21 protein-coding genes and 2 pseudogenes are annotated in these 23,281 nt (G+C 68.7%); 19 read left to right on the top strand and 4 right to left on the bottom strand.

The window, feature by feature from the left end; translation table 11 throughout:
• The 11 genes from ACN6LD_RS08895 (at position 1) to ACN6LD_RS08945 (ending at position 11,842) form a co-directional block, all read left to right on the top strand.
• Positions 1-366, top strand: coding sequence for a DUF742 domain-containing protein (locus ACN6LD_RS08895; protein ID WP_445034628.1), 366 nt, complete (start codon positions 1-3; stop codon positions 364-366).
• Positions 347-976, top strand: coding sequence for a GTP-binding protein (locus tag ACN6LD_RS08900; protein WP_445034629.1), 630 nt, complete (start codon positions 347-349; stop codon positions 974-976). The genes ACN6LD_RS08895 and ACN6LD_RS08900 overlap by 20 nt, the downstream gene beginning before the upstream one ends.
• Positions 973-1,509 (top strand): GAF domain-containing protein, encoded by a 537-nt coding sequence (locus ACN6LD_RS08905; RefSeq protein ID WP_107446620.1) that lies wholly within the window; start codon positions 973-975, stop codon positions 1,507-1,509. The genes ACN6LD_RS08900 and ACN6LD_RS08905 overlap by 4 nt, the downstream gene beginning before the upstream one ends.
• A gap of 67 nt (positions 1,510-1,576) precedes the next feature.
• Positions 1,577-2,803: an acyl-CoA dehydrogenase family protein gene (locus ACN6LD_RS08910; protein WP_445042836.1), complete on the top strand. Its 1,227-nt coding sequence runs from the start codon at positions 1,577-1,579 to the stop codon at positions 2,801-2,803.
• 187 nt (positions 2,804-2,990) lie between these two features.
• On the top strand, positions 2,991-3,419 hold the full coding sequence (locus tag ACN6LD_RS08915; protein ID WP_445034631.1) for a hypothetical protein: 429 nt from the start codon (positions 2,991-2,993) through the stop codon (positions 3,417-3,419).
• Positions 3,420-3,661: 242 nt separating this feature from the next.
• Positions 3,662-5,995, top strand: a complete 2,334-nt coding sequence (locus tag ACN6LD_RS08920) for a Helicase associated domain protein (protein WP_445034632.1) — start codon at positions 3,662-3,664, stop codon at positions 5,993-5,995.
• 563 nt (positions 5,996-6,558) lie between these two features.
• On the top strand, positions 6,559-8,328 hold the full coding sequence (locus ACN6LD_RS08925) for an ABC transporter ATP-binding protein (protein ID WP_445042837.1): 1,770 nt from the start codon (positions 6,559-6,561) through the stop codon (positions 8,326-8,328).
• Between the two features lie 315 nt (positions 8,329-8,643).
• On the top strand, positions 8,644-9,558 hold the full coding sequence (locus tag ACN6LD_RS08930; RefSeq protein ID WP_240439625.1) for an NUDIX hydrolase: 915 nt from the start codon (positions 8,644-8,646) through the stop codon (positions 9,556-9,558).
• Between the two features lie 204 nt (positions 9,559-9,762).
• Positions 9,763-10,854 (top strand): protein-L-isoaspartate O-methyltransferase family protein, encoded by a 1,092-nt coding sequence (locus tag ACN6LD_RS08935; RefSeq protein ID WP_445042838.1) that lies wholly within the window; start codon positions 9,763-9,765, stop codon positions 10,852-10,854.
• Positions 10,851-11,711: a class I SAM-dependent methyltransferase gene (locus ACN6LD_RS08940; protein ID WP_445034635.1), complete on the top strand. Its 861-nt coding sequence runs from the start codon at positions 10,851-10,853 to the stop codon at positions 11,709-11,711. The genes ACN6LD_RS08935 and ACN6LD_RS08940 overlap by 4 nt, the downstream gene beginning before the upstream one ends.
• The gene (locus tag ACN6LD_RS08945) at positions 11,708-11,842 is read left to right on the top strand and encodes a hypothetical protein (protein ID WP_269647814.1); all 135 of its coding nucleotides are present in this window, start codon (positions 11,708-11,710) and stop codon (positions 11,840-11,842) included. Before ACN6LD_RS08940 ends, ACN6LD_RS08945 begins: the two co-directional genes overlap by 4 nt.
• 73 nt (positions 11,843-11,915) lie before the next feature.
• Here ACN6LD_RS08945 and ACN6LD_RS08950 read toward each other — a convergent pair.
• Both ACN6LD_RS08950 and ACN6LD_RS08955 read right to left on the bottom strand, forming a co-directional pair.
• A pseudogene (locus tag ACN6LD_RS08950) lies at positions 11,916-12,145 on the bottom strand (glycosyltransferase); the annotation flags it as partial.
• Positions 12,146-12,185: 40 nt separating this feature from the next.
• Positions 12,186-13,535, bottom strand: coding sequence for an XRE family transcriptional regulator (locus ACN6LD_RS08955; RefSeq protein WP_445034636.1), 1,350 nt, complete (start codon positions 13,533-13,535; stop codon positions 12,186-12,188).
• 801 nt (positions 13,536-14,336) lie between these two features.
• Between ACN6LD_RS08955 and ACN6LD_RS08960 the strand changes: the two genes are divergently transcribed.
• The 8 genes from ACN6LD_RS08960 (at position 14,337) to ACN6LD_RS08995 (ending at position 22,356) form a co-directional block, all read left to right on the top strand.
• Positions 14,337-15,494 (top strand): aspartate aminotransferase family protein, encoded by a 1,158-nt coding sequence (locus ACN6LD_RS08960; RefSeq protein ID WP_445042839.1) that lies wholly within the window; start codon positions 14,337-14,339, stop codon positions 15,492-15,494.
• 124 nt (positions 15,495-15,618) lie between these two features.
• Positions 15,619-16,365, top strand: a complete 747-nt coding sequence (locus ACN6LD_RS08965; protein WP_445034638.1) for a class I SAM-dependent methyltransferase — start codon at positions 15,619-15,621, stop codon at positions 16,363-16,365.
• Positions 16,365-17,750, top strand: coding sequence for a nucleotidyltransferase family protein (locus ACN6LD_RS08970; protein ID WP_445034639.1), 1,386 nt, complete (start codon positions 16,365-16,367; stop codon positions 17,748-17,750). Before ACN6LD_RS08965 ends, ACN6LD_RS08970 begins: the two co-directional genes overlap by 1 nt.
• The gene (locus ACN6LD_RS08975) at positions 17,747-19,300 is read left to right on the top strand and encodes a hypothetical protein (protein ID WP_445034640.1); all 1,554 of its coding nucleotides are present in this window, start codon (positions 17,747-17,749) and stop codon (positions 19,298-19,300) included. The genes ACN6LD_RS08970 and ACN6LD_RS08975 overlap by 4 nt, the downstream gene beginning before the upstream one ends.
• 23 nt (positions 19,301-19,323) lie before the next feature.
• Positions 19,324-20,286 carry a hypothetical protein gene (locus ACN6LD_RS08980; RefSeq protein WP_445042840.1) on the top strand — a complete coding sequence of 321 codons (963 nt, stop codon included), beginning with the start codon at positions 19,324-19,326 and terminating at the stop codon, positions 20,284-20,286.
• Positions 20,283-21,323 carry a Gfo/Idh/MocA family protein gene (locus ACN6LD_RS08985; protein ID WP_445034641.1) on the top strand — a complete coding sequence of 347 codons (1,041 nt, stop codon included), beginning with the start codon at positions 20,283-20,285 and terminating at the stop codon, positions 21,321-21,323. Before ACN6LD_RS08980 ends, ACN6LD_RS08985 begins: the two co-directional genes overlap by 4 nt.
• 29 nt (positions 21,324-21,352) lie before the next feature.
• The gene (locus ACN6LD_RS08990; RefSeq protein ID WP_159083327.1) at positions 21,353-21,811 is read left to right on the top strand and encodes an adenylyltransferase/cytidyltransferase family protein; all 459 of its coding nucleotides are present in this window, start codon (positions 21,353-21,355) and stop codon (positions 21,809-21,811) included.
• A complete protein-coding gene (locus ACN6LD_RS08995; protein WP_107446606.1) occupies positions 21,808-22,356 on the top strand; it encodes an NUDIX hydrolase in 549 nt (182 codons plus the stop codon). Before ACN6LD_RS08990 ends, ACN6LD_RS08995 begins: the two co-directional genes overlap by 4 nt.
• A 60-nt stretch (positions 22,357-22,416) precedes the next feature.
• On the opposite strand, the gene ACN6LD_RS09000 is transcribed toward ACN6LD_RS08995, so the two are convergent.
• Together ACN6LD_RS09000 and ACN6LD_RS09005 are read right to left on the bottom strand one after the other, a co-directional pair.
• Entirely contained in the window at positions 22,417-22,971 is a 555-nt protein-coding gene (locus tag ACN6LD_RS09000; RefSeq protein ID WP_240439549.1) for a nucleotidyltransferase domain-containing protein, read from the bottom strand.
• A 128-nt stretch (positions 22,972-23,099) separates the two neighbouring features.
• Positions 23,100-23,198: pseudogene (locus tag ACN6LD_RS09005) on the bottom strand (transposase); the annotation flags it as partial.
• Between the last annotated feature and the right edge of the window lie 83 nt (positions 23,199-23,281).

Here is a 23,281-nt window from a genome sequence, read left to right on the forward strand (position 1 = left end):
ATGGCGTCCGCAAGCAGCCCGGCCTGGACCGTCGAGGACACCGAGGCCCCCAGCCTCTATGTCCTGACCGGCGGCCAGACCAAGCACACGCACGACTTGCAGATCGAGACGCTGCTGTGGGCCGAGGGAGAACCGCCTGCGGGCCAGCCGCCGGAAGTCGAACAGGCGATGGCGTTGTGCCGGGAGCAGCCCCTGGCCGTCGCTGAGATCGGCGCCCTGATCGGCTTGCCCTTCCAGATCACCAGGATTCTCATGTCCCGGCTGATCGACATCGGTGCGCTGAGTGCCGTGACCACCACGGGCTCCACTGACCTTCCCGACGTTGCTCTCCTAAAGGCCCTTCGCAATGGACTCCTCAAGCTCTGACCTCGGGCTGCCACGCCGGCTCGGCGGCGCGAATGCCACCTCCGTCAAGATCGTTGTCGCCGGCGGGTTCGGGGTCGGCAAGACCACGTTTGTGGGCGCCGTCTCCGAGATCACCCCGCTGCGTACCGAGGCCGTGATGACGGCCGCCTCCGAGGGCGTGGACGACCTCACGCTGCTGCTCGACAAGAAGGCGACCACCGTCGGCATGGACTTCGGCCGGATCACCTTCCCCCAGCTGAACACCGTGCTGATGCTGTTCGGCACCCCAGGGCAGACCCGGTTCTGGTTCATGTGGGACGAACTCACCCGAGGAGCCCTCGCCGCGATCGTCCTCGTCGACACCCGCCGCCTCGACGAAAGCTTTCCCGCGGTCGACTACTTCGAGCGACGCGGCCTGCCCATCATCGTCGCCGTGAACGAGTTCGACGACGCCTGCCGCTACGACCCCGACGAAGTCTCAGCCGCTCTCGCCCTGCCAGCCACGGTTCCGGTCGTGCTGTGCGATGCCCGCAAGAGGGCGGACGCGGCCGGCGTACTCGCCCATCTCATCGACCACGCACTCACCCGCCCACATTCCCCTGCCACCGTCCTTCAAGGAGCACAGCTGTGAACTCCCACGCTCCGTCCGACCTCCTGTCCACCGCCGGCCACGACATCGACTGGCAGAGCCACCTGCCCGAATTCTTCGACCCCACGGCTCCGCCCGTGGGCGCGTTCGACGCCTTCGCCCAACAGGTCGCCAACGCGGCCGGCACTCCGTACGCCATGCTCAACTGGGTCGGCAGCGAGCAGTTCTTCCTCGGTCTCGCCAACCCCTCCGGAGGCGAACTGCCCGTGGTGGGCCGCACCATGCCGCTGACGCACGGCTTTTGCCCGCACGTCGTCCAGCGCCGGGGCTCGCTGGTCCTGACCGATGTCCTCGATTTCGACGAGTTCGCCGGCAACTCGGTCGTCGACGAGATCGGGGTCCGCGTGTACGGGGGAGCCCCTCTCATCGACGAGCGCACGAACCATGTCTGGGGCACGGTCTGCGTGGTCGGCACCGAGCCGCGCAACCGCTCGGAAGGTCGCCCGCTGTGGACGCTCATCGACCACTACCGCGACCTCTTCATGACCGAGTTCTACCGGCGTACCAGCTCGTAGCAACACCCGCGCGCCCGGCCGCACCAGCCGCGACCACCACCCCGAGGGGGAGACAACGATGCCCACGATGTCGTCCACGACTCCGGTCACGCCCGACTACGAAGCCCTGGTCCAGCAGTTCGACGAGTTCGCCGCTGCGGAAGTCACCCCCCGAGTCCAGCGCATGGAGTCCTCCCCTCACTCCGTGGAACGCGACCTGGCCCTGCTCATGGCCGAGCAGGGATGGTTCGGCGCCACGATCCCGCGCCAGTACGGTGGTATGCATGCGGGACATCTCGCCAAGACCCTCATGATCCAGAGCGTGGCGCGGGCATCAGGCGCGGCCGGCGCCGTCCTGCAGGCGAGCCAACTGCCCGTATCAATGATCATCCACTTCGGCAGCGACGAGCAGAAGGCTCTGCTGCTGCCCCAGATCTCCTCCGGGGACACGCTGCTGTCGATCGCGGTGACCGAAGAGGAGACCGGCAGCCATGTGCTCGGCCTGGAGACCACCGCCCGCCGCGACGGCAGCGACTGGATCATCGACGGCAGCAAGGTCCACATCGGCAACAGCCACATCGCCCACATCCACTGCGTCGTAGCCCGCACCGCCTCCGCCGAGAAGGCCAACTCCCGCGCCCTGACCGCCTTCCTCGTCGAACACGACCGCGCCGGACTGACCGTCGAACCGCACCGGCCCGCCCTCGGCCTCCACGGCTTCAGCTTCGGCAAGCTCACCTTCGACGGCGTACGAATACCCGAAGCCAACGTGATCGGCGAAGTAGGCGACGGCAAAGACATCGCCTACAGCAGCAGCATCCTCTACGGCCGGCCCAACCTCGCCGCGGTATCCCTCGGCATCCACGAAGCGATCATGGAATGCGCCGCCAGCTTCCTTGAGGGACGCCGCCGCTACAACGGCACCCTCGCCGACCTGCCCGTTCTGCGTGACCGGATCGGTGCCATGAAGTCCCGGCTGATGGCCTGCCGCGAACTCGCCCACCAGGCCGTACACATGCTCGACCACGGCCAGAGCTGCGACGGCGAACTCATCAACTCCAAGTACCTCAACCACAAATGGGCCGTCGAATCCGGCCAGGACGCCATGGAACTGCACGGAGCCCACGCCCTACGAACGGACTACCCCCTCCAGCGGCTCTGGCGGGACGTCCAGCACACCTACTCCCCCGCCGGAACCGGCGAGGTCCAGCGCCAACGTCTAGCCGAAACCGAGCTCGGCGCCCCTCCCATCCAGTGGTCCGAACGACTCGCCGCCAAAACCTCGCTCTTCCTCCCCACCAGCACAGCCGCCTAACTCCCAGGCACCCGCGCCCTCAAACACCACAACCAACTTCGGGGAACCCCGACCGCCTATCTGCCTGCCGCCTGTCCAAGCTCCACCCGTCGAGTGGAGCCTGCCGACAGCGCGGCTAACCGTGGAACAGATCACGCGCCACGACCTTCCCACCCCATCTCCCACTCAACCGACACGGAGCACCTCCATGACCAGCACAACTCCCGCCGTACGTACGACCGACACGGACGTGTCCGCGCTGTTGGTCGAGACGCGACGGGAGCTGGACAGCATCGCGAACCGGGGCATCGTCTCCGCCCCACGTGCCGTCGCCGACACTCTCACCACACTGAAGGAGCTCGCCCCCACCCTGATCCCGCACGCCCGCACCCTCGCCGCAGCGCTCGGCGACAGGGAACGCTCCGAACTCCACGAGCTGATTGAGCGGACCGAGGCCCGCTCCAACTCCCGGCCGCGGGCGGACCTCGCGTACGAACACCTGCTGGTGCTGGTCAGCCAGTTGCAGGAGCTGCTGCGCTGGCTGGAGCGAGCGCACGGCATCTCGTGTCGACGCACACAGGCAGCCGTCGCCAGGCGCCGCAGCAGCGAAGAATTTCATCCGAACCAACTGGGGTAACGGTCTGCACGTGGTGCCAATCGGCGCTCGTCATCGCCACCTTCGAGCTGCACGCCCGTGCAACAGATCCTCAGCACCGCCGTATAACCGGGGCCAACGGCGCGCGAAGACCCCCCTGCCGTGCCCCGAAGTCCCGGCTGGTTTGGCCCGCCTGACGCGGCGGGGCGGCAGACCGAGACGCCCTACCCGCTGAACGAGTGCCTTCCAATCCCTCTTCGACGACATCGAGGAACCGACCGACCGTGAATCAGCTCCAGACCTCACCCCCGCTGTTCCCGCACCAGCAGGAGGCCGTGGACGTCCTGGCCAAAACCCTGATCGACTCCAGCCGGGTCACCGCAGTGATGGCATGCGGGACAGGCAAGACGCGGGTGGGCGCCGAAGTCGCGGGCCAGATCGCCGAGTTCGGTTCCCGGCGCCGCCTAGTGGTCGTCCCCACCCTGGAACTAGTCCGCCAGACGATGATGGAATGGGCACACCAGCTCGGGCGGCACCGGCTGGGCCGCATCATCGCGGTCTGCTCGGACCGCGAGGTCCTCTCCGCCCACCGCACCGGACTGCAGGACGAACTCGCCAGCGCCGAGGCCCACGTCGCCAACGACGCCGCCCAGCTGGCAGCCCTCGCCAAAGACCCGGGGCCGCTCACCATCGCCTGCACCTACGCCAGCCTCCACATCCTGGCCCAGGCCCAGGCCCACCACCGCATGGCGCCTCCGGACATCGCCGTGATCGACGAGGCCCACCGCACCGCGGGTGCCGCAACCAAAGCCTGGGCGGCCATCCACTACGACGACATCATCACGGCGCGACGCCGCCTGTATCTCACCGCCACTCCCCGGATCCTCGACGACGAGGGCGAGGACGTCATCAGCATGGCGGACGAGCACCTGTACGGCCCGGTCGCCTACCGGCTGCCCTTCGCGACCGCCATCGACCTCGGCTTACTGGCCCGCTACCGCCTCGTGGTCCCCGTCGTTACCAGCAGCGAGGCCCACCAACTGCTCGGCCGGGACGACGCCTTCCTGCGCATCGGCAGGACCGCCGTGGCCGCCCCCATGCTCGCCAAGCAACTAGCCGTGCTGCGCGCCGCCCACGAGCACGGCATCCGGCGCATGATCACCTACCACGGCAGCATCGCCGAGGCGAAGTGGTTCGCCACGCTCCTGCCCCACGCCCACGCTCTCCTGCCCCCCGATCAACGCCCCACCGCCTTGGCCGCCGAGCACGTCCACGGCAACCAGACCGTCGCCCAGCGGCGCAAGGCGCTGGACAGGCTCGCCGGACAGGAAGACGGCCTGATCGTCGTCTCCAACGCACGCGTCCTGTCAGAAGGAGTCGACGTCCCTGCCGTGGACGCCGTCTGCTTCCTCAGCCCGCGCAGCACGATCGACACCATCCAGGGGACCGGCCGGGCCATGCGGCTCAGCGACCGCAGCCGACCCAAAACCGCGACCATCATGGTGCCGGTCTTCCTCCAGCAGGACCAGGATCCCGAAACCGCGCTGAGCTCCACCCCCTTCGGCCCGGTCTGGCAGACGGTGCGGGCCCTCGCTTCACACGACGAGACACTGCACCAAGAACTCGAAACCGCCCGCCGCTCCCTCGCCACCCCCACCGCTACCGGAAAGGTCCGGCTCGGCGCCGGCACCGAAGGTGAACTGCCCGACTGGCTCTCTTTCACCGGCATTCCCGTCCCTCCGGACTTCGCCGACGCCATCACCGTACGGACGGTTCGCGCAGCCACCACCGTCTGGCCCGAATACCTCCAGGCCGCCGAAACCTACCGGGCCGAGCACGGGGACCTCCGTGTCCACGAGGACTACCGCACCCCCACCGGACTGGGCCTGGGGCGCTGGATCGCATACCTGCGCAAACTCCACCGGCTGGGCAAACTCTCACCTTCCCAGATCGAAGAATGGGAAGCCCTCGGGATGACATGGTCAGTTCCCGATCAGAAACTACAGAAACTGATCCACGAGCTAAGAGAATTCAAGAAGGAATACGGACACCTGGACGTCCCGAAGACCTACGTCGCCAAGAGCGGCGACCGCGCGTACCCGCTCGGCCAGACATATGCCAGCCTGCGTACCTCCTACAGATACGGACAGGTGCCGGATGCCAAGGTCGCGGCCCTCAACGCGGAGGGATTCATCTGGGACCGAGCCGAGTACGTCTGGAATCAATTCGTCTCAGACTGCCGCGAGTTCATGATCTGGCATGGCCACCTCGACATACCCCAGACCTACGTCCTGCGCGGTCGAAGCATCGGCCAGCAGGTTTCCGGATTCCGTACGCATCCGGACCGCCTAAGTCCCGAGCAACACCGAACACTCGACCGCATAGGCTTCGTCTGGGACTCGCTGCAATTTCGCTGGGACCTCCATATAAAGGTAGTTACCGACTTCAAGGCCGAACACGGGCACCTGAACATCCCAGGCAGCTATGTGATCGAAAAGCCCGTCCTTCTTCGCCCGCGCAGCTGGATGAACACATGCATACAGAAATACCGGAAAGGAAAACTCAAACCGGAGCGACATCAGCAACTCGTGGCCCTCGGAATGAAATTCCCCGACTAGCAGGAGAGGCTGTGCCCAGTGAAGATCTCCGCCGCGGGCGCGCCAATGCCTGACCGGTCGGCCCGCCATGCTGATCAAGCCGCTCCGAGCTCGATCGCGCCCCAAACATGCCGTCATCCCACCCACCTCATCGGCCTCATCCGTATCGACCGTCGGTGTTTCGGCCACCGCCGTCATGTGGTGGACCCGCCTGAATCAACGGCCACGAGCGTGCGGACCGCGAGATTGGGCGGCTGGGGATACGACTCAAACACGTGTGTTCGAAGACGGGCGTCGCGTCGTTGTTCCGGTCATCATCAGCCATCCCCCCAAGTCGGTGCTGGAGGTTCCCAGTTGCCTGTCGTTCAGAATGCCCCGAATGAACTCCCGACGGCCGCATGGCCGTTTGCGTCTTCCTCCCGGTTTACCGACAGGGCGAGGGGAGGTGGCCGGTGAGCGCCGAGCCCGCCTCTCCGGCGCCTGATACGGCGGCGCCGCGCCGGTTGCCGCCTCCACCGCCTGCCGAGCTGCGCTACGGCGGCCGGCACGCCAAGAATCCCCTGACGGACGCATCGTTTGCGCAGATGTGCCGGCGGCTTCCGTCGGTGCTGGCGCAGACCGCACGGATGGCGTGGGCGATCGACCGACGGGCTGTGCTGCTGCTGGTGGGTTGTCAGCTGGCCATCGGCATCAGTGCCGCCGTTCTGCTCACCGCCGCATCCCGTGCGATGCGCTGGATCCTGGCCGACGGCGAGGTGGCCGACCGGCTCCACCAGGCGCTGCCGGCCCTGCTGATCATCGCCTGCGCGTCGGCGGTGGGGCGGGTGGCGACCGCGCTGTCCTCATACGCGGACGGCCGGATCACCCCACGGTTGACGACCGAGTCCGACTGCGCCCTGGTGGCGGCGGTGTGCCGGATGGAGGCCGCCGCGCGGGCGGAGGACGGCTGCGCGGACCGGCAGGAGGCCGCGGAGATGGGGGTGGTCCGCAGCCACGTGATGGTGCAGGACGCCACCCGCTTCACCGCTGCCATCGTGCGTATGGTCAGCGCGAGCGGGGTGCTGTCGGTGCTGCACCCGCTGTTGCTGCCGCTGTTGCTGCTCGCCGTCGTCCCCGCCGGCGTGGGCGCCGTCCTGCACGCCCGCGTCAGCTACGAGACCCACTACGCCAACGTGGGCGACCGCAATGTTCGGCAGAACCTGCGCGGCTGGGCGACCAGCGTGAAGTTCACCGACGAGATCCGCGCCAACGGCATGACCTCGTACCTGGTGTTCTGGTACCGGTCGATCTCGGAGCGGATCGACGCACGCACCCTCGCCGCGGCGCCGAGGATGTTGCGGATCGTGCTGATCAGTTCGGCAATCGGCGGCATCTTCCTCATCGCGACTTGGGCGGGTCTCGCCTGGCTGGCGGCCAGCGGACGGATCGAGCCGTCGATCGCGGCGACCGCGGTCATCGCGGTGCAGACCGCGCTCGCCGCCCTCAGTCAACTCGTCATCTACGGCGCAGCCATGTTCCACACCTCCCTCTACCTCGCGGACATGGGCGGTTTCCTCGACTACGCCGCCGAACGCGCCCCCAACCGAGGCGAGTTCACGCCGAGCCGGCCGGTGGAAGAGATCCGCCTCGACGAGGTCGCGTACCGGTATCCGGGCAAGGAGACTCCGGCCGTGGCGGGAGTGTCGCTGGCGGTCCGCAGCGGCGAAATCCTCGCCGTGGTCGGCGAGAACGGCTCCGGGAAGTCCACCCTTACCCGGCTGCTCGCCGCCATCTTCCTGGCAGACAAGGGCAGCGTCTCCTGGAACGGCCGCGACGTCGCCGACCTCGCCCCCGACAGCCTGTGGGACCTGTCCGGGCTGGTGCCGCAGAACTTCGCGCAGTGGCCTCTGTCCGTCCGCGACAACGTCACCCTCGGCCAGCCCCGCGAGGCGGGCGACGACCTGGTGTGGCGGGCCCTGGAGGAGGTCGGGCTGCGGGACGCCGTCGAGGAACTCCCCGACGGCCTGGACACGCTGCTGGCCCGGGAGCTGTGGGGCGGAACGGAACTCTCCGGCGGGCAGTGGCAGCGCCTGGCATGCGCGCGGGCCCTGTATCGCAGGTCAAGCCTGCTGATCCTGGACGAGCCGACCAGCCAGATGGACGCCCGCGGCGAGCACGCCATCCTCGAAGAGATCAAGACCATCGCGGCCAGCCGGATCACGATCGTAGTGACCCACCAGCTGGTCAACACCAAGATCGCCGACCGGATCATCGTGATGGAACACGGCCGGATCGCCGAACACGGAACATACGACGAACTCGCCCACGGAGGCGGCCTGTTCGCCGAACTTCTGGCCCTGTCCACCGACCGCTGACCCAACTACGTCGCGCTGTAGGGTCCGCGATTCGATGCGCAATGTCGGCTGAGGACGCGCACTCGATGCGCAAATCCGGGTCTGGGTGCGCAATGGATCACAGGACCTGCGGTGGTGTCGAAGCCGATCCCGCCCTGAACCACGCTGGGGCGGAAGAAGTGCGCACTTCCGGCCGTCCGGACGAGTGCGCATCGAGCTCGGATTCCGGCGTCTCCGCAGGAACCCGTGCGCACGAAGTCGCGAATCCTACACGCGCCCTGGCCCCCGGGGGCGCGACGACCCCACCACTTGCCCGCCGTACCGATGGAGGATTCCGTGACCGCACCAGCCGTTACCACGACCACGGCGGCGCTGCTCGTCAGCGCGGACGGCCACTACCTGCTGCATCTGCGGGACGCCAACAAAAACATCAGCTGCGCCGGACAGTGGTCCCTGCCCGGAGGCCATCCCGAACCCGGCGAAAGCCTCGACGACACGATCGCCCGCGAACTGATGGAAGAGGCCGGCCTGCACATCCCCGACCTCGTCCCGCTCGCCGTCGTCGAGGACACCGACGCCGACGGCCGGACCACCAGCCGGGTCCAGGTGTACGCCGGGACGTGGGACGGCGACCCCGCCCTGCTGCCCCTCACCGAGGGGATCATGCTGCGCTTCACCGATGCCGAGCAGATCCCGTATCTGACCATGGACCCCGGCACCACGGCCGTCATCCGCCACCACCAGGAGGGCCCACGCCCAGACGGTGGTGCCACCGACGCGTTGCCGGTGCTGCGCCTACGCGATGCCGGCACGAAGACGGTGCCGAACGTTATCGGCGTCCATCTGTACCTGGAACGGGACGGCGAGATCCTGCTCGGGCTGCGGCATCCCGACTCTGCCTACGCGCCCCTGGAGCACCACTTCCTGGCCGGTCACTGCGAACGAGAATCCGCCATCGCCTGCCTGATCCGGGAGGCTTGCGAGGAGGCCGGGTTGGTGATCAAGGCTGAGGACGTCGAACTCGTGCACGTCGTCCACCTCGTCGACTCCCCCGGCGCACAGCCGCGCCTCCAGCTGGTCTTCCGGGCCAGAACGTGGCAGGGCGAACCCCAGGTCCTCGAGCCAGACAAGTGCGTCAGCTGGGGCTGGTGGCCCGCCGACGCTCTGCCGGAGCCGACCGTCACCTACACCCGGGCCGCCATCGACGGCATCCGGCGCGGCCGCCTCTACACCGAACTCGGCTGGACCTGACCCTTGTGCCTTTCCCCTCGCCTTCTTTAGGAGATCGCCACCATGCCCAAACCCGCCCCACCCGTTTCCCCCACCACCCCAGCCGTGGACGACGCCGACGCGGCGAGAGCCCGTGCGGCCATGGTCGCCCACCTCCACGAGGCCGGGCATCTGCCCCCGGGCCCGGTGTCCGAGGCACTTCTGGCGCTGCCCCGCCAGGTACTGATGCCGCAGGCGTACGTACGACGCAGCGCACCGGACGAAACCCCACCACGCTGGGATCTGCTGGACTGGTCGGCGCCCGAGGACCGGGACGAACTGTTGCACGTGCTCTACAGCGGGGACAGCGTCGCCATCCAGCATGACCGTGAACCGCTCCTGGGCCGGGCGCGTGGCACGCGCTCGGGCGGGGCGATGACGTCCATGTCGAGCGTGACGGGGATGACCGCCGGGCTCCTGCAGGAACTGGATCTGGAGCCTAGGCAGCAGGTGCTGGATGTCGGCACGGGGGCCGCCGTGACCGCTGCGGTGGCCTGCTTCCTCAGCGGCGACGCCGGGGTCGTCACCATCGACCGCGACGAACACGTCACCTCGGCCGCCGCCACCCACCTCGCCGGCCTCGGCTACCGGCCCACCGTGGTGACGGGAGATGGCAAGGCGGGCTGGCCCGACCGGGCGCCGTATGACCGGGTGTTCGTCTCGTTCGCCGTGCCTCGTGTGCCGTCGGCGCTGGTGGAACAGCTCGCGCCGCAGGGGTTATCGCTGGCGACTGTCGGCACCAGCTCGCCGTCGTGGCCGGGATTGGCTGTGATCACGAAAACCGCTCAGGGACGCATCGAGGGAGAGCTGCGGGCGGTCGAGTTCGGGCACCGCGCCGGGTGGGGCTGGGACCGTCTCTTCCTGTCCGCCGCGTTCCGCGAGGAGATGGCCACTGCCGAAGGTGTGACCGTACGCGGGCACCGCCTGCCACCACCCCGAGAGGCGCGTGGATTCTGGCTGGCCCTCGATCACCTTCGGCCTGGACTGGTCTGCAACTTCGGCGCCGAGCACCTTCAGATCGGCGCTCCGGAGTGCGGCTCCTGGGTGCGCGTGAGCCCGGATGGTGACGGCACGTGCTCAGTCACAGAGTTCGGGCCTCGCGGCATCTGGCACGAGATCGAAGAGATCGCGGCCCAGTGGCAGGCGGCCGGCGAACCCGACGCGTACCGGATCGAGTTCTCTGCGGACGGAAAGCAGTGGGCGGTCGCCGGATCCGGCCGTAACGAGCTGTGCTGGACGCTCCGCGACGAACGCCCGGTGAAAGGGGACCCGCAGTGAACACACCCGCCGATCACCCACCCACTCCGTCTCCGGATGGCGAGGATCTGCTGTTCGGCGCGGCGGCCGACGAGTACGCCCGCTTCCGGCCGGGTGTACCCGAGCAGGTTGCGTGGCTACTGGCCGACGCCGTGAAGGGCGTACCGGACGTGACGCTGCTCGACCTCGGAGCAGGCACCGGGCAAGTTGCCGCAGCTCTCCTCCCAGCGCTTCCCTGTATTACTCACGTGGATCTGGTCGACCCCAGCCGGGCCCAACTCCGTGAAGCCGTCGTCACCCTCCACCCTCTGTTGGGGAACCGCGCTCTGTCCTGCCACGAAGTCCCGGCCGACCAGTTCAACCCTCAACGGCCTCACTACGGGGCTGCCTTGATTACCTGCTGCCGGGCCTTCCACTGGATGAACCGCCCCGCCGTACTGGCGATGGCCACCCGGGTCGCAGCCCCGCACGCGACGCTCGCACTCATGGGTGACGGCAGCCTGTGGACCCACGAAGCCGACTGGACAGGCGCGTTGAAGGGCTTGATCCAGTCCTATCTCGGGCCTGGCCGCCGTGTCGGCAGCTGCGGCACCTACAACCAGCCAAGCCGCCGTTACGAGGACGACCTCGCCGACTCCGCCTTCAGCGACGTCAGCCAGCACCTCTTCCGCTTCCCCCGGGCCTGGACGCCGCAGCAAGTGATCGGCTATCTGCGCACCACCTCGTTCGCCCGAGCCGACCTGTTCGCCGAGCGGCACGCCGAGTTCGAAGCGGAGGCGCTGCACCTGCTCGAAGGACACGCCGATGAGAACGGACGGTTGACCGAGCAGGTCGAATTCACGGTGCTGCTGGCCCGCCGCCCGGGAGGAACCGCGTGAGCGGGCAGGCTGCCGCTGGGCGGTTCACACTTCCGGTCGACGTACACCTGATCCTGCTGCGCGACAGTCCCAAGGGCCAGCAGGTGCTGCTGACCCGGCGGGCCGGACCCGTGTATGCGGCCGGGATGTGACATCTGCCCTCTGTTCACTAGGCAAGCCACCTGTCGCGTATCAGCTTGTCGAGTTTCGCGCTGGAGCGTATCCCTCCAGGGTGGTCGAGGGCATCACCGGCACGTCGTGCTCGGTGAACGCCCGCCACAGCTGGGGACGGCGGAGCCAGCCGAGGTAGCGGGCCGGTATCCCGGCCGCTACAACAGCGGTGACAGGGCGGGGAACTGGGCTCCTGAGGGCGCGACGCTCAACTCGATACCCGGGATCGGCGCCAGGCTCTGGACCAGGTGCTCGGTGCCCTTCTCGGCGGTCGGCCGTCCCGCCTAACAGGGGCAACTGTCCGGGTGTGGCATTTTGAGCCCTCTACACGACGTGCATGAGATCACGGACTCCTGGATGGTCCTCGTACGGTTGCAGTGCGGCGGCCACCTCTCGGAGCCTGGACAGCGCACGGGCCGATTCGACGCCATCGGTGAGGTGGGCCGCCTGCAGGGCCAGTGCGGTGCAGGCGTCGACGTCGCCCGAGACGCGATAGGTATCGGCCAGGTCAAGTGACGCGAGCATGTAGTCGCGGGGGTAGGCAGGGCCGGTCATGGCCAAGCGCTGCTTGAGGTAGGGCGTTGCGTCCTCTGGCTTGCGCGCGGCGAGCCAGGCGCGGCCGGTCGCTGCATCGAGCGCGTGTGGAGTGAGCCACTGTGACCACCAGGGCCCATCTGTGCCGGCGTCCTGGAGGAGCTCGTGGCCCCGGTCGCGTGCGCTGCTGAGCGCGTCGGTGTCGCCGCGGCGTCCTGCGGCGAAGATTTCCCGGTCGGCAATGACCGCGCGCACGCGGGGTGGGAGATCGCCGTGGGAGGCGACGTCGAGGAGTGTCTTGGCTTCCTGGTGCTGCCCGATCCAGGATGCCTGGTAGGCAGCCGAGGCCAGGAGGTTGTGTGCCGCGAAGCGGGCGGGGCCGGCCGGTCCGACCTCGCGGGCCAGGCGTAGTCCGGTCTGGTAGACGCGTTGCGCCTGCGCGTGGCGGTCCGCGTCGAACAGCATCCACCCGTACTGCTCACAGACCTCGATGAAGGCTGTGTGCAGGCGGTCGGCCTCGGCATTGCGGTAACGGGCGTTGATGACGACGCGGGCGACGCTCTGCCACAGTCCGTGCGCCCAGTCGAGATTGCTGGAGCTGCCTTCGGTGTCGTCCAGGTCGCGTAGCTCTTGGACGCCGTTTTCGATGCTGGCGACCAAGCGGAGGGAGAGGCGGTCGCCGCCTTGTGCGGCTCTCAGAGCCCCGCCGGACATGAGGAGTGCCAGGCCGGGCGCTGTGACAGCGGCACCGCTGAGGAGGGTACGGCGGTCCATGGAGTTGGGGTCTCCCTTGCTGATCTCGTGGAGCAGGTCGGGCAAGGCGGCGTCGCCGGGGGTGTCCAGGTATGGGCGGACAGGTTTGTGCTGGCGGCGTCGTGGCCCGTCCCAGCCCAGTTCCTGGGCTGTTACGCGGCGTCTGGCTCGGAAGCTGAGGACGGCGAGTGCGTCCGCCTGATTGGCCTTGTCGGGGCGGACTGGCACCGGCCGGATCCACGGGTATGCGCTCTTGAGGTGCAGCGGCGATAACCCGCGACGGGCACGCAGTTCGTTGATTCGCGCGGCGAGTTGTTCGGGTTTCATCCCGAGCTGCGTCAGGAGGATGGCAAGCGGTGCTGCACCTACCGGCTGTGGCTCCACCACGGCACTCCTTCCGGGCGCACAACGCGTCTGTCGACGCTAGCGCGAGGCGCTCCGGAGTGGCACCTGGCGCGGGTGAAACCTGGTGTATGTACACCGAGTTGCGTGCGTACACCCCGTCCACCCCGTAAACCGCGCGGACGACTACTCCCCGGGCCCCGTTTGCGGTTCTCTGTCGTGCACCGAACGAGGAGCAAGGGGGAGGAAAGTGGATCAACCTACCGATTCTCTGCAGTGTCGCGGGCTCGACACCACGGGTACGGGCTGGACGCTCAGCGTCTGGAACGGCCGAGCCCCCGCGCCATCATCGGCGAGTGGCTGATTAAGGATCGGCCGCCGACCGGGGGCTGCCCGGCTGGACTTGGCAGCCCGATCCCGTCCCTGTCCGGACGGTGGCGGATCTCCTGATCGCCCGGACCCCGATGTACCGGATCCGAGCCGGAGTCGCCACCGGCGGGTGGGTCGACCGCTTAGCGGACTGGATCCGCTGCCTGGAGCCCCATGCCATACCGGCGCCGGCGCTCACTCCATGGGCTGCCCACGCCCCCTTGTCCTGCACCGCCGAACTGGCCGGGTCAGCGGCATCGCTGTGCCCTGCGCTTCACACCGGGAGGAAACGAAATGACCGCCACCGACGAGGCCGTGGCCTCTTCGCACCTGGCGCAGTCCCTGGCCCCGCCGACGGGCAGTTCCCCTCCCAGCCCTGGGCGGAGGTTCACCGCCACGGGCGGGGGGATGGCGCTCGACGACCGATGGCACGCCCAGAGTGCTCGTACGGATGCGCGGGCTGCTACCAGAGGTGACGTGGTCGGACCGTGCGCGAGCGGCCAGACCCGTTACCCGCGCTACTTCAGTCGCGCTGCCGGGCCTTACCTGTGGGATCTGGACGGGAGGCGGTACGTCGACTTCACCCTCGGGTACGGGCCCGTCGTCCTCGGGCACGCCGATGAACGGGTGACCGAGGCGGTGCTCGCTGAACTGCGCAACGGCAACTGCATCGCTCCGCTGTGGAGCCGTCGCCAGAGCGAGCTCACCGACCTGCTGACCTCGGTGGTGCCCGGCGCGGAGATGGCATACCTGCTCAAGACCGGGTCCGACGCGACGAGTACGGCGGTACGGCTGTCCCGGATCTTCACCGGACGCGACAAGGTGATCCGCTGGGGCTACAACGGCTGGCACGACTGGGCGGCAGGTATCCCGGCGGGCATTTCGGAAGGGACCCGCGCCGACACGCTGCTGTTCGAGTACAGCGATCTCAGTACGCTGCGCGAGGCGTTCGCCCGTCATCCCGGGCAGGTGGCGTGCGTGCTGATGATGCCGTTCGGCGACGAGACGGCTCCCGAGGGCCACCTGCAGAAGATCCGTGACATCGCGCACGAGCACGGGGCGCTGTTCGTCCTCGACGAGATGCGTTCGGGGTTCCGGCTGGGCCTGTCCGGTGCTCAGGGACTCCTGGGCGTCCAGGCGGACGTCAGCACGTTCAGCAAGGCCATGGCGAACGGGCATCCGATCTCCGCCGTCGTCGGGCGGGCCGACGTGCTGTCGACCTTGGCCCGCACCCGGATCTCGTCGACGTTCTACGCAGACCCCGCACCGATGGCCGCGGCACTGGCCACGATCCGGATCCTGCGTGACACCGACGCGTTCGAGCGGATGTGGAAGGTCGGCTCCGCCTTCCAGGACGGCCTGTCGGCGCTCGTCGACCAGCATCGTGTGCCAGCCCGGGTGGTCGGGTACCCGCCGATGCCGTTTCTTCAGTTCACCCACGCCGATCCGGTCATGCGCGAGCGGATGAGCACGGCCTTCGCCGCCGAGGCGGCGCAGCACGGGGTTCTGCTGCATCCGAGCCACCAGTGGTTCCTGTCCGCCGCACACACCGGCGAGGACATCGAGTTCGCACTGCACGGCTGCAACCAGGCGCTGTCCGCGCTCGAACCGGTGCTCGCAACGGAAGCCGCCTGATCAACGCCGAAGCGCCTCCCTTCGTCCCGGCGCGAGCGTGCCCGTCGGCGGTTGCCCGCCGACGACGGCACAGATTCCTTCGCAACTCGCCGACGAGTTCGGCCGAAACTAGAGGAGACCACGAGTGACGACAACCCGGCTGATCGCGCCCTCCGACACGGAGCAGACGACCAGAAACCGGCTCATGGACCTGTTCGCCGAACGGCCGATCCCCGATGACGCACTGCTCGACCACCTCGAAGTCTTCATGCGCCCGCAGCGCATCAACGAGATCCTCACTCTCGAACAGCTCTACCAGCAGATCCTCGGCGTCCACGGGATCATCGTCGAGTTCGGTGTCCGCTGGGGCCGCCACCTGTCCGTGTTCAACGCGCTGCGTGCCCGCCACGAGCCGACCAACATGTACCGGAAGATCGTCGGGTTCGACACGTTCACCGGCTTCCTCGACCCGGCCCTCCAGGACGGCGACTCCGACCGGGTCTTCGCGGGCAGCATGAGCGTCACGCCCGGCTACGAGAACTACCTGGAACAGGTCCTGCGCCTGCACGAGGCCGAAGCGCCGATGGCGCACATCCAGCGGTTCGAGCTGTGCAAGGGCGACGCTCCGGAGCAACTGGCCGCCTACCTGGAACGCAACCCACAGACGATCGTGGCGCTCGCCTACTTCGACATGGACCTGCACGATCCGACCCGCGCGTGCCTGGAGCTGCTGCGCCATCACATGCCCGCCGGCAGTGTCCTGGCCTTCGACGAGCTGACGCACCCGGACTTCCCCGGCGAGACCATCGCGCTGAAGAACGCGATCGACCTCACCGGCCACCGCGTCCAGCGGTTTCCGCAGTCGCCGTACCCCGCGTTCGTGGTGCTGTGATGGGCGCCCTCACGCAGGTCCTGCGGTGGGCTGCCGATGCACACGACACCCCGGAGGATCAGGACTTCGACGACCGCGTGCTGCTCGATCTGATCGTGCAGCACGCGCTCAGCGGCCGTCTGGCCCGGCGCCTTCCCACCGGGCCGCAATGGCTGCGTGACCGGCTCGGTGGGCCCGTAGCGGCGATGCATGCCGACACCCTGGCGCTCGCCGAGGCACACATCCGTGCGGTCGATCGCATCGTGACAGCGCTCGGCGAGCAGCAGCCACCGCCGGTGGTGGTGAAGGGGATCGCTACCGGGCTACTCACCGGCCAGAAGCACCTGCTGCGGTGCGGGGACATCGACCTGGTCTGTGCCGACGGGGGGCCGCTAATCGAGACGTTGACCCGGCTCGGCTACGAGCGCACCCGGGCACCGTTCCTCCACGAACTCGGCGAATTCACCCGTGCGGGCGTCGAGATCGACGTGCACGCCTACCTTCCGGTACCCGGGTACGGCGCGGTACGGTACGCGGACCTCACACCCCCGGAGCGGGGGACCTGGTATCAGCCGCGCCGCGCTCCCTCGATGCACCCGATCCGGCACGGCCAGCTGGTCGACGGCGGCACCGTCACGGTGGGCCGGGTCAGTGTTCCCGACCCCTGCCTGCTGACGATCGTGCTCTGCGCCCACGCCTTCTTGAACTTCACCAACATGTGGTCGCTGTCGCATCGCGCCAAGCCGTACGTCAAGTTGGCCGAGCTGGCCGACCTGCACGCCCTGGTCCAGCACGAGGCATTCGATACGCAGAGGTTCCTCGCGTTGGTCGCGGAGCTGGACGCGGGGGACGCGGTGAGCTGGGCGGGCTGGGCCTCGACCGTGCTCCTCGGGAGGAATCCACTGCCCGTACCGGCCGGCACCGGACCGTTTCCCCGCTGCCTGTGGTGGGACTTCTGGGCGCGGCTTCCGGTCGACGAGGAGGCGCTGCTCCTGCCCGACTGGTTCGACCCCGCCGCCGTGACCCCCCTGCTCGGAAGCCGGATCGAACTGGACACCGGCCGCCCGGCGCCGCCCTGGACGGTCGAGGTCCGCCGCGACGGCGACCTGGTGACGGTCATGGTCGGCCTGCCGGAATCGACCGACGCGGAGGCCGAGCGCGGCCGGGTCGACTTCGGAGCGATCGGGACGGAGTGGGTCCTGTCCGATGGACAGCTGACCGCTGTCGGCGACCATGACACCTGTGACCTGCTCTCGGGACGTCGCGTCCGGCTGCGCTACCGCGTCGACCGTGCGGGCGGCAAGCTGCTGGTCGGCGTGGCCGAGCAGAACGCGTCCGGAGCGCTGCTGTCGGCCGTGCTGCTTCCCGCCACCTGGCAGACGTCGGATCGGGCGGGTGTCCGGTGATCCGCGCCGCTCAACTTCCCGGATACTCCTGGGACACGACCGGGCGGGTCGAAGCCAGTATCCAGGCCCTGATCGGTGCGCGGCTGGCGGAGCTGCCGGCGCGCGCCGCCACGGTGGCAGCCCGGCTGCGTGAGGTCACCGGGGACTGCCGCCTGGTTGCGGTCTACCTGCGGCCGGACTCGCCCGACGCCGTCGTGGGGCTGTGTGAACGCCTCGCGTCCACGCAGAGCGCTCAGGAGCGCGCCCGGTTGCATCACGAGATCGGGCGGCTCCGCTTCGCCCGCCCCGGCACGGCGGAGGTGAGCCTCACGGGCGACCTGGGACAGGTGCTGACGGGGGCCGGCGACCGTACCCGGGCCTACGTACCTGATCCCGGGCATCGGGACATGATCGGTTCCCTGCTGGACGACTTCGGCACGGGTTTCTCGGACTTCGTGGAGAGCCAGCACGAGGTGCCCGGACCGAACGCGCGTCTGCGCCAGGGCATCGTCAAGTCGTGGCGTCTGCCCGACGGCACCCGTGTGATCAGCAAACGTGCCAACCCGGCCAAACCTGGCCGGTTCGCCCAGGAACAGTTCGCCTACCGCGCCATCGCCTCCCGGCTGGCCGGCCCGGTCACCTTCGGCCGGGACAGGCGCCTTCAGCTCGCACCCCTGCTCGCGACCATCCGGGACGGCGCCACCGGGCACGTCTACGCCATCTTGCAGTGGGTTCCCGGTGAGACCGCCGAGTCGATGCTGCTGGCACCGGGCGAGCACACGTCGCTGCTGCGCGACTACCGGGATCTGATGGACGCCCTGCTCGACCGCGGCATCCTCTGGGGCGATTTGAGCCCCCGCAACATCCTCGTGCACGGCCCCGTGCACCATCTCGTCGACTTCGAGAAGACACAGGCCCCGGGCGAAGCCCCCGTATCGCACGGGGACCGGGGCGCCTACTGCCGCGGTCAGATCGGAGTCGAGGAACTCGGGGTCCTGTGCCCCGAAGACGCGGTCCGCACATGCCTGCACGGCTACCTGGACCCCGACACCTGGGACGTCAACGCGCCGGGCCCGGTGCCGTTCCCGCCGCGCCCGGAGGTGACGGCGGTGCTCGCCGGGCGCGGCGTCACCGACCCGGACCTGGGCACCTACAACCGGACCGACCGACAGATCTGGCAGGTCCGATCACCCGACCTCGACCCCGTCACCGGGCAGCCCCGCTATCCGGGCCTGGTCAATTTCCGTGTCGAGCACTACCTGAGCTGCGCCGGTCGCACCGACGCGGACGACTACGACCGCAAGACCACCGAGATCCTGATCGCGGGCCGACGGCACGGCTGCTTCGACGACGCGCTCGGGGCCGTGGCCGACGCGGTGGACGAGGCGGAACGGCAGTTCGTCGTCGCCGAGGTCGCCGGGCTTCTCGCCGGCAACGACACCGGGCCCGTCACCGCGCCGCACGCGGCGATCCGCGCACTGGTGGACCGCATCGACGTCCTGGACACCGCCCGGCAGGATCCCGGCACCTTCCGGTCGGCCTGCACGGCCTTGGGAAAGGAAGGACGATGACGCAACCGCCCTTACTCCGGTCCGTGTCCTTACGCACGGATCAGGTCGTCCGTATCGGCCCGCTCACCCTGCGCATCGCCAGCGACCAGGCCGACTTCCCCGCGCTGCGCTACTTCAGCCGAGCCGCCCGGATGCCGGTCGCCACCGTGCCCGACGTGGAACTGTGGTGCCTGTCGGAGGCCGATCCCGGCCTGCCCGCCGACACCACGGCGCGCGCCCTCAACTTCGCCTCCGGCTACTACGTGACCGACCATTTCGGGCCCCCGGTGCGCATGTCCACCTCGGGCAACCGGATCGTGCTCGTGGGGGACCACCTGGAACGGCTGGTCTGGCCGTACATCGTGAAGTATCTGCTCCTTCGCCACACCGCCACCACGGGTGGGCTCTTCCTCAAGGCAGCCGCCCTCGCCGTCGGCGACGGGGCGACGCTGGTCGTCGGCCGCGGTGGCGCCGGCAAGTCCGTCCTGGTCACCGGGCTGTGCCGCAACGGCGCGACGTACATCACCAACTCACACGTGGTCCTCGCAGACGGGGCCGTCCACGGAGTCGCGAGCACCATGCGGATGCGGCCCGGCCCCTGGCTGGACCAGGCGGCGACTACGGCGGCCCTCGACCCGAGCGAGCGCCTCGTCGACCCGTACGACGTGTTCCCCCACCACGCGGGCGCCGCGATGCCGCTGCGCGCCGTATGGATCGCCGACTTCCGGGCCCCTGGCGAACACGACGTGCAGCAACTGGCCCCCGACGAGGCGGCCGGCATCGTCGAGCAGTTCGGCTTCGGGCTCAACGTCTACCGGCTCGAAGAGGACCTGCTGGACCTGTGCGGCGGCGACTACCGGGCCTTCTCCACCCAGTACGGACGGATGCGCGCGCAGCTGCTCGCGGCGGTCGCCAACTGCCCTACGTACCGCGTGCGCTCGGACGTCCAGCTCACCGCACGCCGCGACCAGCTTCTCCAACTGCTCTGTGACGGAGGTACATCATGAGGGGCGCCCTTATCGGCTACGGCACCATCGCGACCGGTCACGCCATCGGATACCGCAACACCGCGGGCATCGACGTGATCGCCGTCGTCGACCCCACCCCGGCACGCGCGGAGGCCGCCCGCAGCGCCGGGCTGCGCGCATACGCCACCTACGAGGAGATGACCGACCGCGAGGCTGTCGACTTCGTCGACATCTGCACGCCGCCCAACAGCCACGCCGGTTACATCGAGCGCGGGCTGCGCGACGGTCTGCACGTGCTGTGCGAAAAGCCGGTGCTGATGCCGCACGAGGGCCGCTACGACCGCGTGCTCGACCAGATCGCGGCCTCGGACAAGGTCTTCTACCCCTGCCACAACTACAAGTTCGCGCCCATCCTGACGGAGATGGAACGGGTCGTCCGCAGCCCCGGCTTCGGCGACGTCCTCAGTGCCCGCTTCCGCACCCTGCGCCAGGGCCACGCCGTCGGCGTCCCCGAGTGGAACCCGCACTGGCGGCGCGATCCGCTCATCGCCGGTGGCGGGATCCTCCGCGACCACGGCCCGCACAGCGTGTACCTGGCGACCCACCTGACCGGACGCACGCCGCTGGCCGTGTCCTGCCTGACCGGTTCCATGCGCCACGACGGGCACACCGCCACGGAGGACACCGCGAAGCTGATGATCCGGTGCGACGGCGACGTCCAGATCGAACTGGATGCGACCTGGTCGGCCGGCTACCGCAACAGCTACTACTCGATCATCGGCAGCGGCGGCTGGGTCACCGTGGAGAACGACGACGTCCAGTACAGCCTGAACGGCCAGCCGCACCGTGCGGCTCTGCGATCGAACTTCGACGACCCCAGGCACAGCGACTGGTTCGCCGCGATGTTCGCCGACTTCCTGACCAAGACACGGCACCCGGAACAGGCGGCACCGCTGCTGGCCGAGTCCTTGACGACCTCCCTGGTGCTCGACGGCGCCTACGCCTCGGCCGCCGACGACGGCCGGTGGGTCGAGCTGACACCGGCGCGGGACCTGCTCATGGGCGTCGCGCGATGACGGCGCCGCGCGACGGCGGAAGCGGCCCGGTGCCACTCGACGACATCCGGGACTGGCTCAGCAGCCGCCCCGGCGAACGGACCGTCGTGCTCGCCACCGGCTGCTTCGACCTCCTGCACGCGGGACACCTGACGTTCCTGGAGGAGGCGAGCCGGCTGGGTGACCTCCTGGTCGTCGGGGTGAACAGCGACCAGTCGGTCCGGGACCTCAAAGGCCCGAGCAGGCCCATCGTCGGCGAACGCGAACGCGCCGTCCTCGTGGGCGCTCTGAGGTGCGTCGACCGGGTGTTCCTCTACGACGAGCCCACCGCCGACCGCCAGATCCGCTTCCTGCGCCCGCAGGTCTTCGCCACCGCGCGCGCAAGCATCACCGCGTACCCGAGTGAAGTGGCGTCCGCCGTCGAGGTCGCGGCACACGTACACGCGATCGACCGGATTGCGCCGTACTCCACGACCACGCTGGTCGACACCCTGCGAGCGAACCTATGACGGAGGAGGTCATCGCCACCGGCAGCGCCCCATGGATCCCGGTGCCGCATCTGATGGAGGTGGTCCCCGCAGACTTCTCCCCGCCCCAGCACCTGACCACCGCGGCCTTCGCCCTCGTATCCGAAGCTCAAGGCCGCCTGCTGCTGACGCACGTCAACCTTCCCGGCCGGGGCTGGGACGTGCCCGGCGGCCACATCGACCCGGGCGAGGACGCCCGGCGTGCGGCAGCGAGAGAAATCAGCGAAGAGACCGGGCTTCTCGTACCTTCCGAGACACTGACGCTGCTCGGATGGCAACGATTCACCTTGCACGAGAAGCCACAGGACAGTTATCCGTACCCGTTCCCAGTGTCGTACACGCTGATGTTCACCGCGCAGACCGGCCTCGCCGATCCGCCGGTGGCCCCACCCCGGGACTCGGAGTGCGGGCCTGCCGGATGGTTCACCCCTGCGCAAGTCCGGCAGCGGTGCGCGACCTGCACCTGGCTGCCGTTCCTCGCCCTGCTACGCGAGGCCCGGCACCCTGCCGACGTCTCCTCAGACTGAGAAGACTGAGCTTCCAGCGTCGGGCACGAGGAGACACCGATCGAGAAGGGTCACCTGCGTCTACGCCGGGCCGCTTGGGGAACGCTCCTCAAGCGGCTCGAAGCCCTCAGGCAGAGGGATCCCGAACCGCTGGCACAGCAAGGGCACGTCGTGGCGATCGACATCACGAGCCGGATAGCCGGTATGCCAGCGCACCGCCCACTCGGCCGACTCGCACCGCACTGCAGTTCCGGCAATCGAACCACGTCCGGCGAGGGCCTCAGCCGGAAAAGGACCGCCCTCCACCACGGATCCGTAATGCAGCGATCCGTCCGCGAGCGGCTCGTAGAGGTGCAAGTCGACCCGCAGCCGAACACCGTCGTGCAAGACGAAGTTCCACGGCCTGTCACCAGGCCACGGGAAGATCCGGTCGACACCAGCCTCAGCGAACGCGACGAACAACGACTCCAGATGGGCGGCCGGCGCCCATACGTCAAGGTCTGAATGTTCTCGCGTCTGCTCCCCGAGCAGCGCATCCACGCCCCACCCGCCGCCAACACACGCATCTACGCCGTGGGCGTCGAGCCGTTCCACAAGCGCAACTACATCCTTGGCTGACATCGAATAATGGCTCACCGCATCAGGATAGAGGCTAGCCCGACCCCACATCTGGCGATCACTTCGGCTTCACCGGACTGGCTCCCGGGGAGAGACGCCAAGACCGCCTACGCCTCGTCGAACCCAGCGGCGGATCTAGTGCCGCCTCAGGCAACGTTCGCCCTGTCGACGACCTTGCGTAGTCGTTCGTCGGCGGTGTGGTTGTTCCACCAGACGATGTAGCGGCGGATCATGCTGCCCTGCTGTAGACGACGGACGTCCTCGAGCATTCCGACGGACTCTGGGCGATCGTCTACGGGCCGTCCTACACACACGGCCTCCGAAGCCG

The sequence above is a fragment of the Streptomyces sp. SAS_272 genome (assembly GCF_052543235.1).

Coding starts and splice junctions, on each gene's coding strand:
- ACN6LD_RS08970 (WP_445034639.1), top strand. CDS start 16,365: ATGGGCGCCCTCACGCAGGTCCTGCGGTGGGCTGCCGATGCACACGAC.
- ACN6LD_RS08995 (WP_107446606.1), top strand. CDS start 21,808: ATGACGGAGGAGGTCATCGCCACCGGCAGCGCCCCATGGATCCCGGTG.
- ACN6LD_RS08910 (WP_445042836.1), top strand. CDS start 1,577: ATGTCGTCCACGACTCCGGTCACGCCCGACTACGAAGCCCTGGTCCAG.
- ACN6LD_RS08925 (WP_445042837.1), top strand. CDS start 6,559: ATGTGCCGGCGGCTTCCGTCGGTGCTGGCGCAGACCGCACGGATGGCG.
- ACN6LD_RS08985 (WP_445034641.1), top strand. CDS start 20,283: ATGAGGGGCGCCCTTATCGGCTACGGCACCATCGCGACCGGTCACGCC.
- ACN6LD_RS08915 (WP_445034631.1), top strand. CDS start 2,991: ATGACCAGCACAACTCCCGCCGTACGTACGACCGACACGGACGTGTCC.
- ACN6LD_RS08895 (WP_445034628.1), top strand. CDS start 1: ATGGCGTCCGCAAGCAGCCCGGCCTGGACCGTCGAGGACACCGAGGCC.
- ACN6LD_RS08900 (WP_445034629.1), top strand. CDS start 347: ATGGACTCCTCAAGCTCTGACCTCGGGCTGCCACGCCGGCTCGGCGGC.
- ACN6LD_RS08935 (WP_445042838.1), top strand. CDS start 9,763: ATGCCGCAGGCGTACGTACGACGCAGCGCACCGGACGAAACCCCACCA.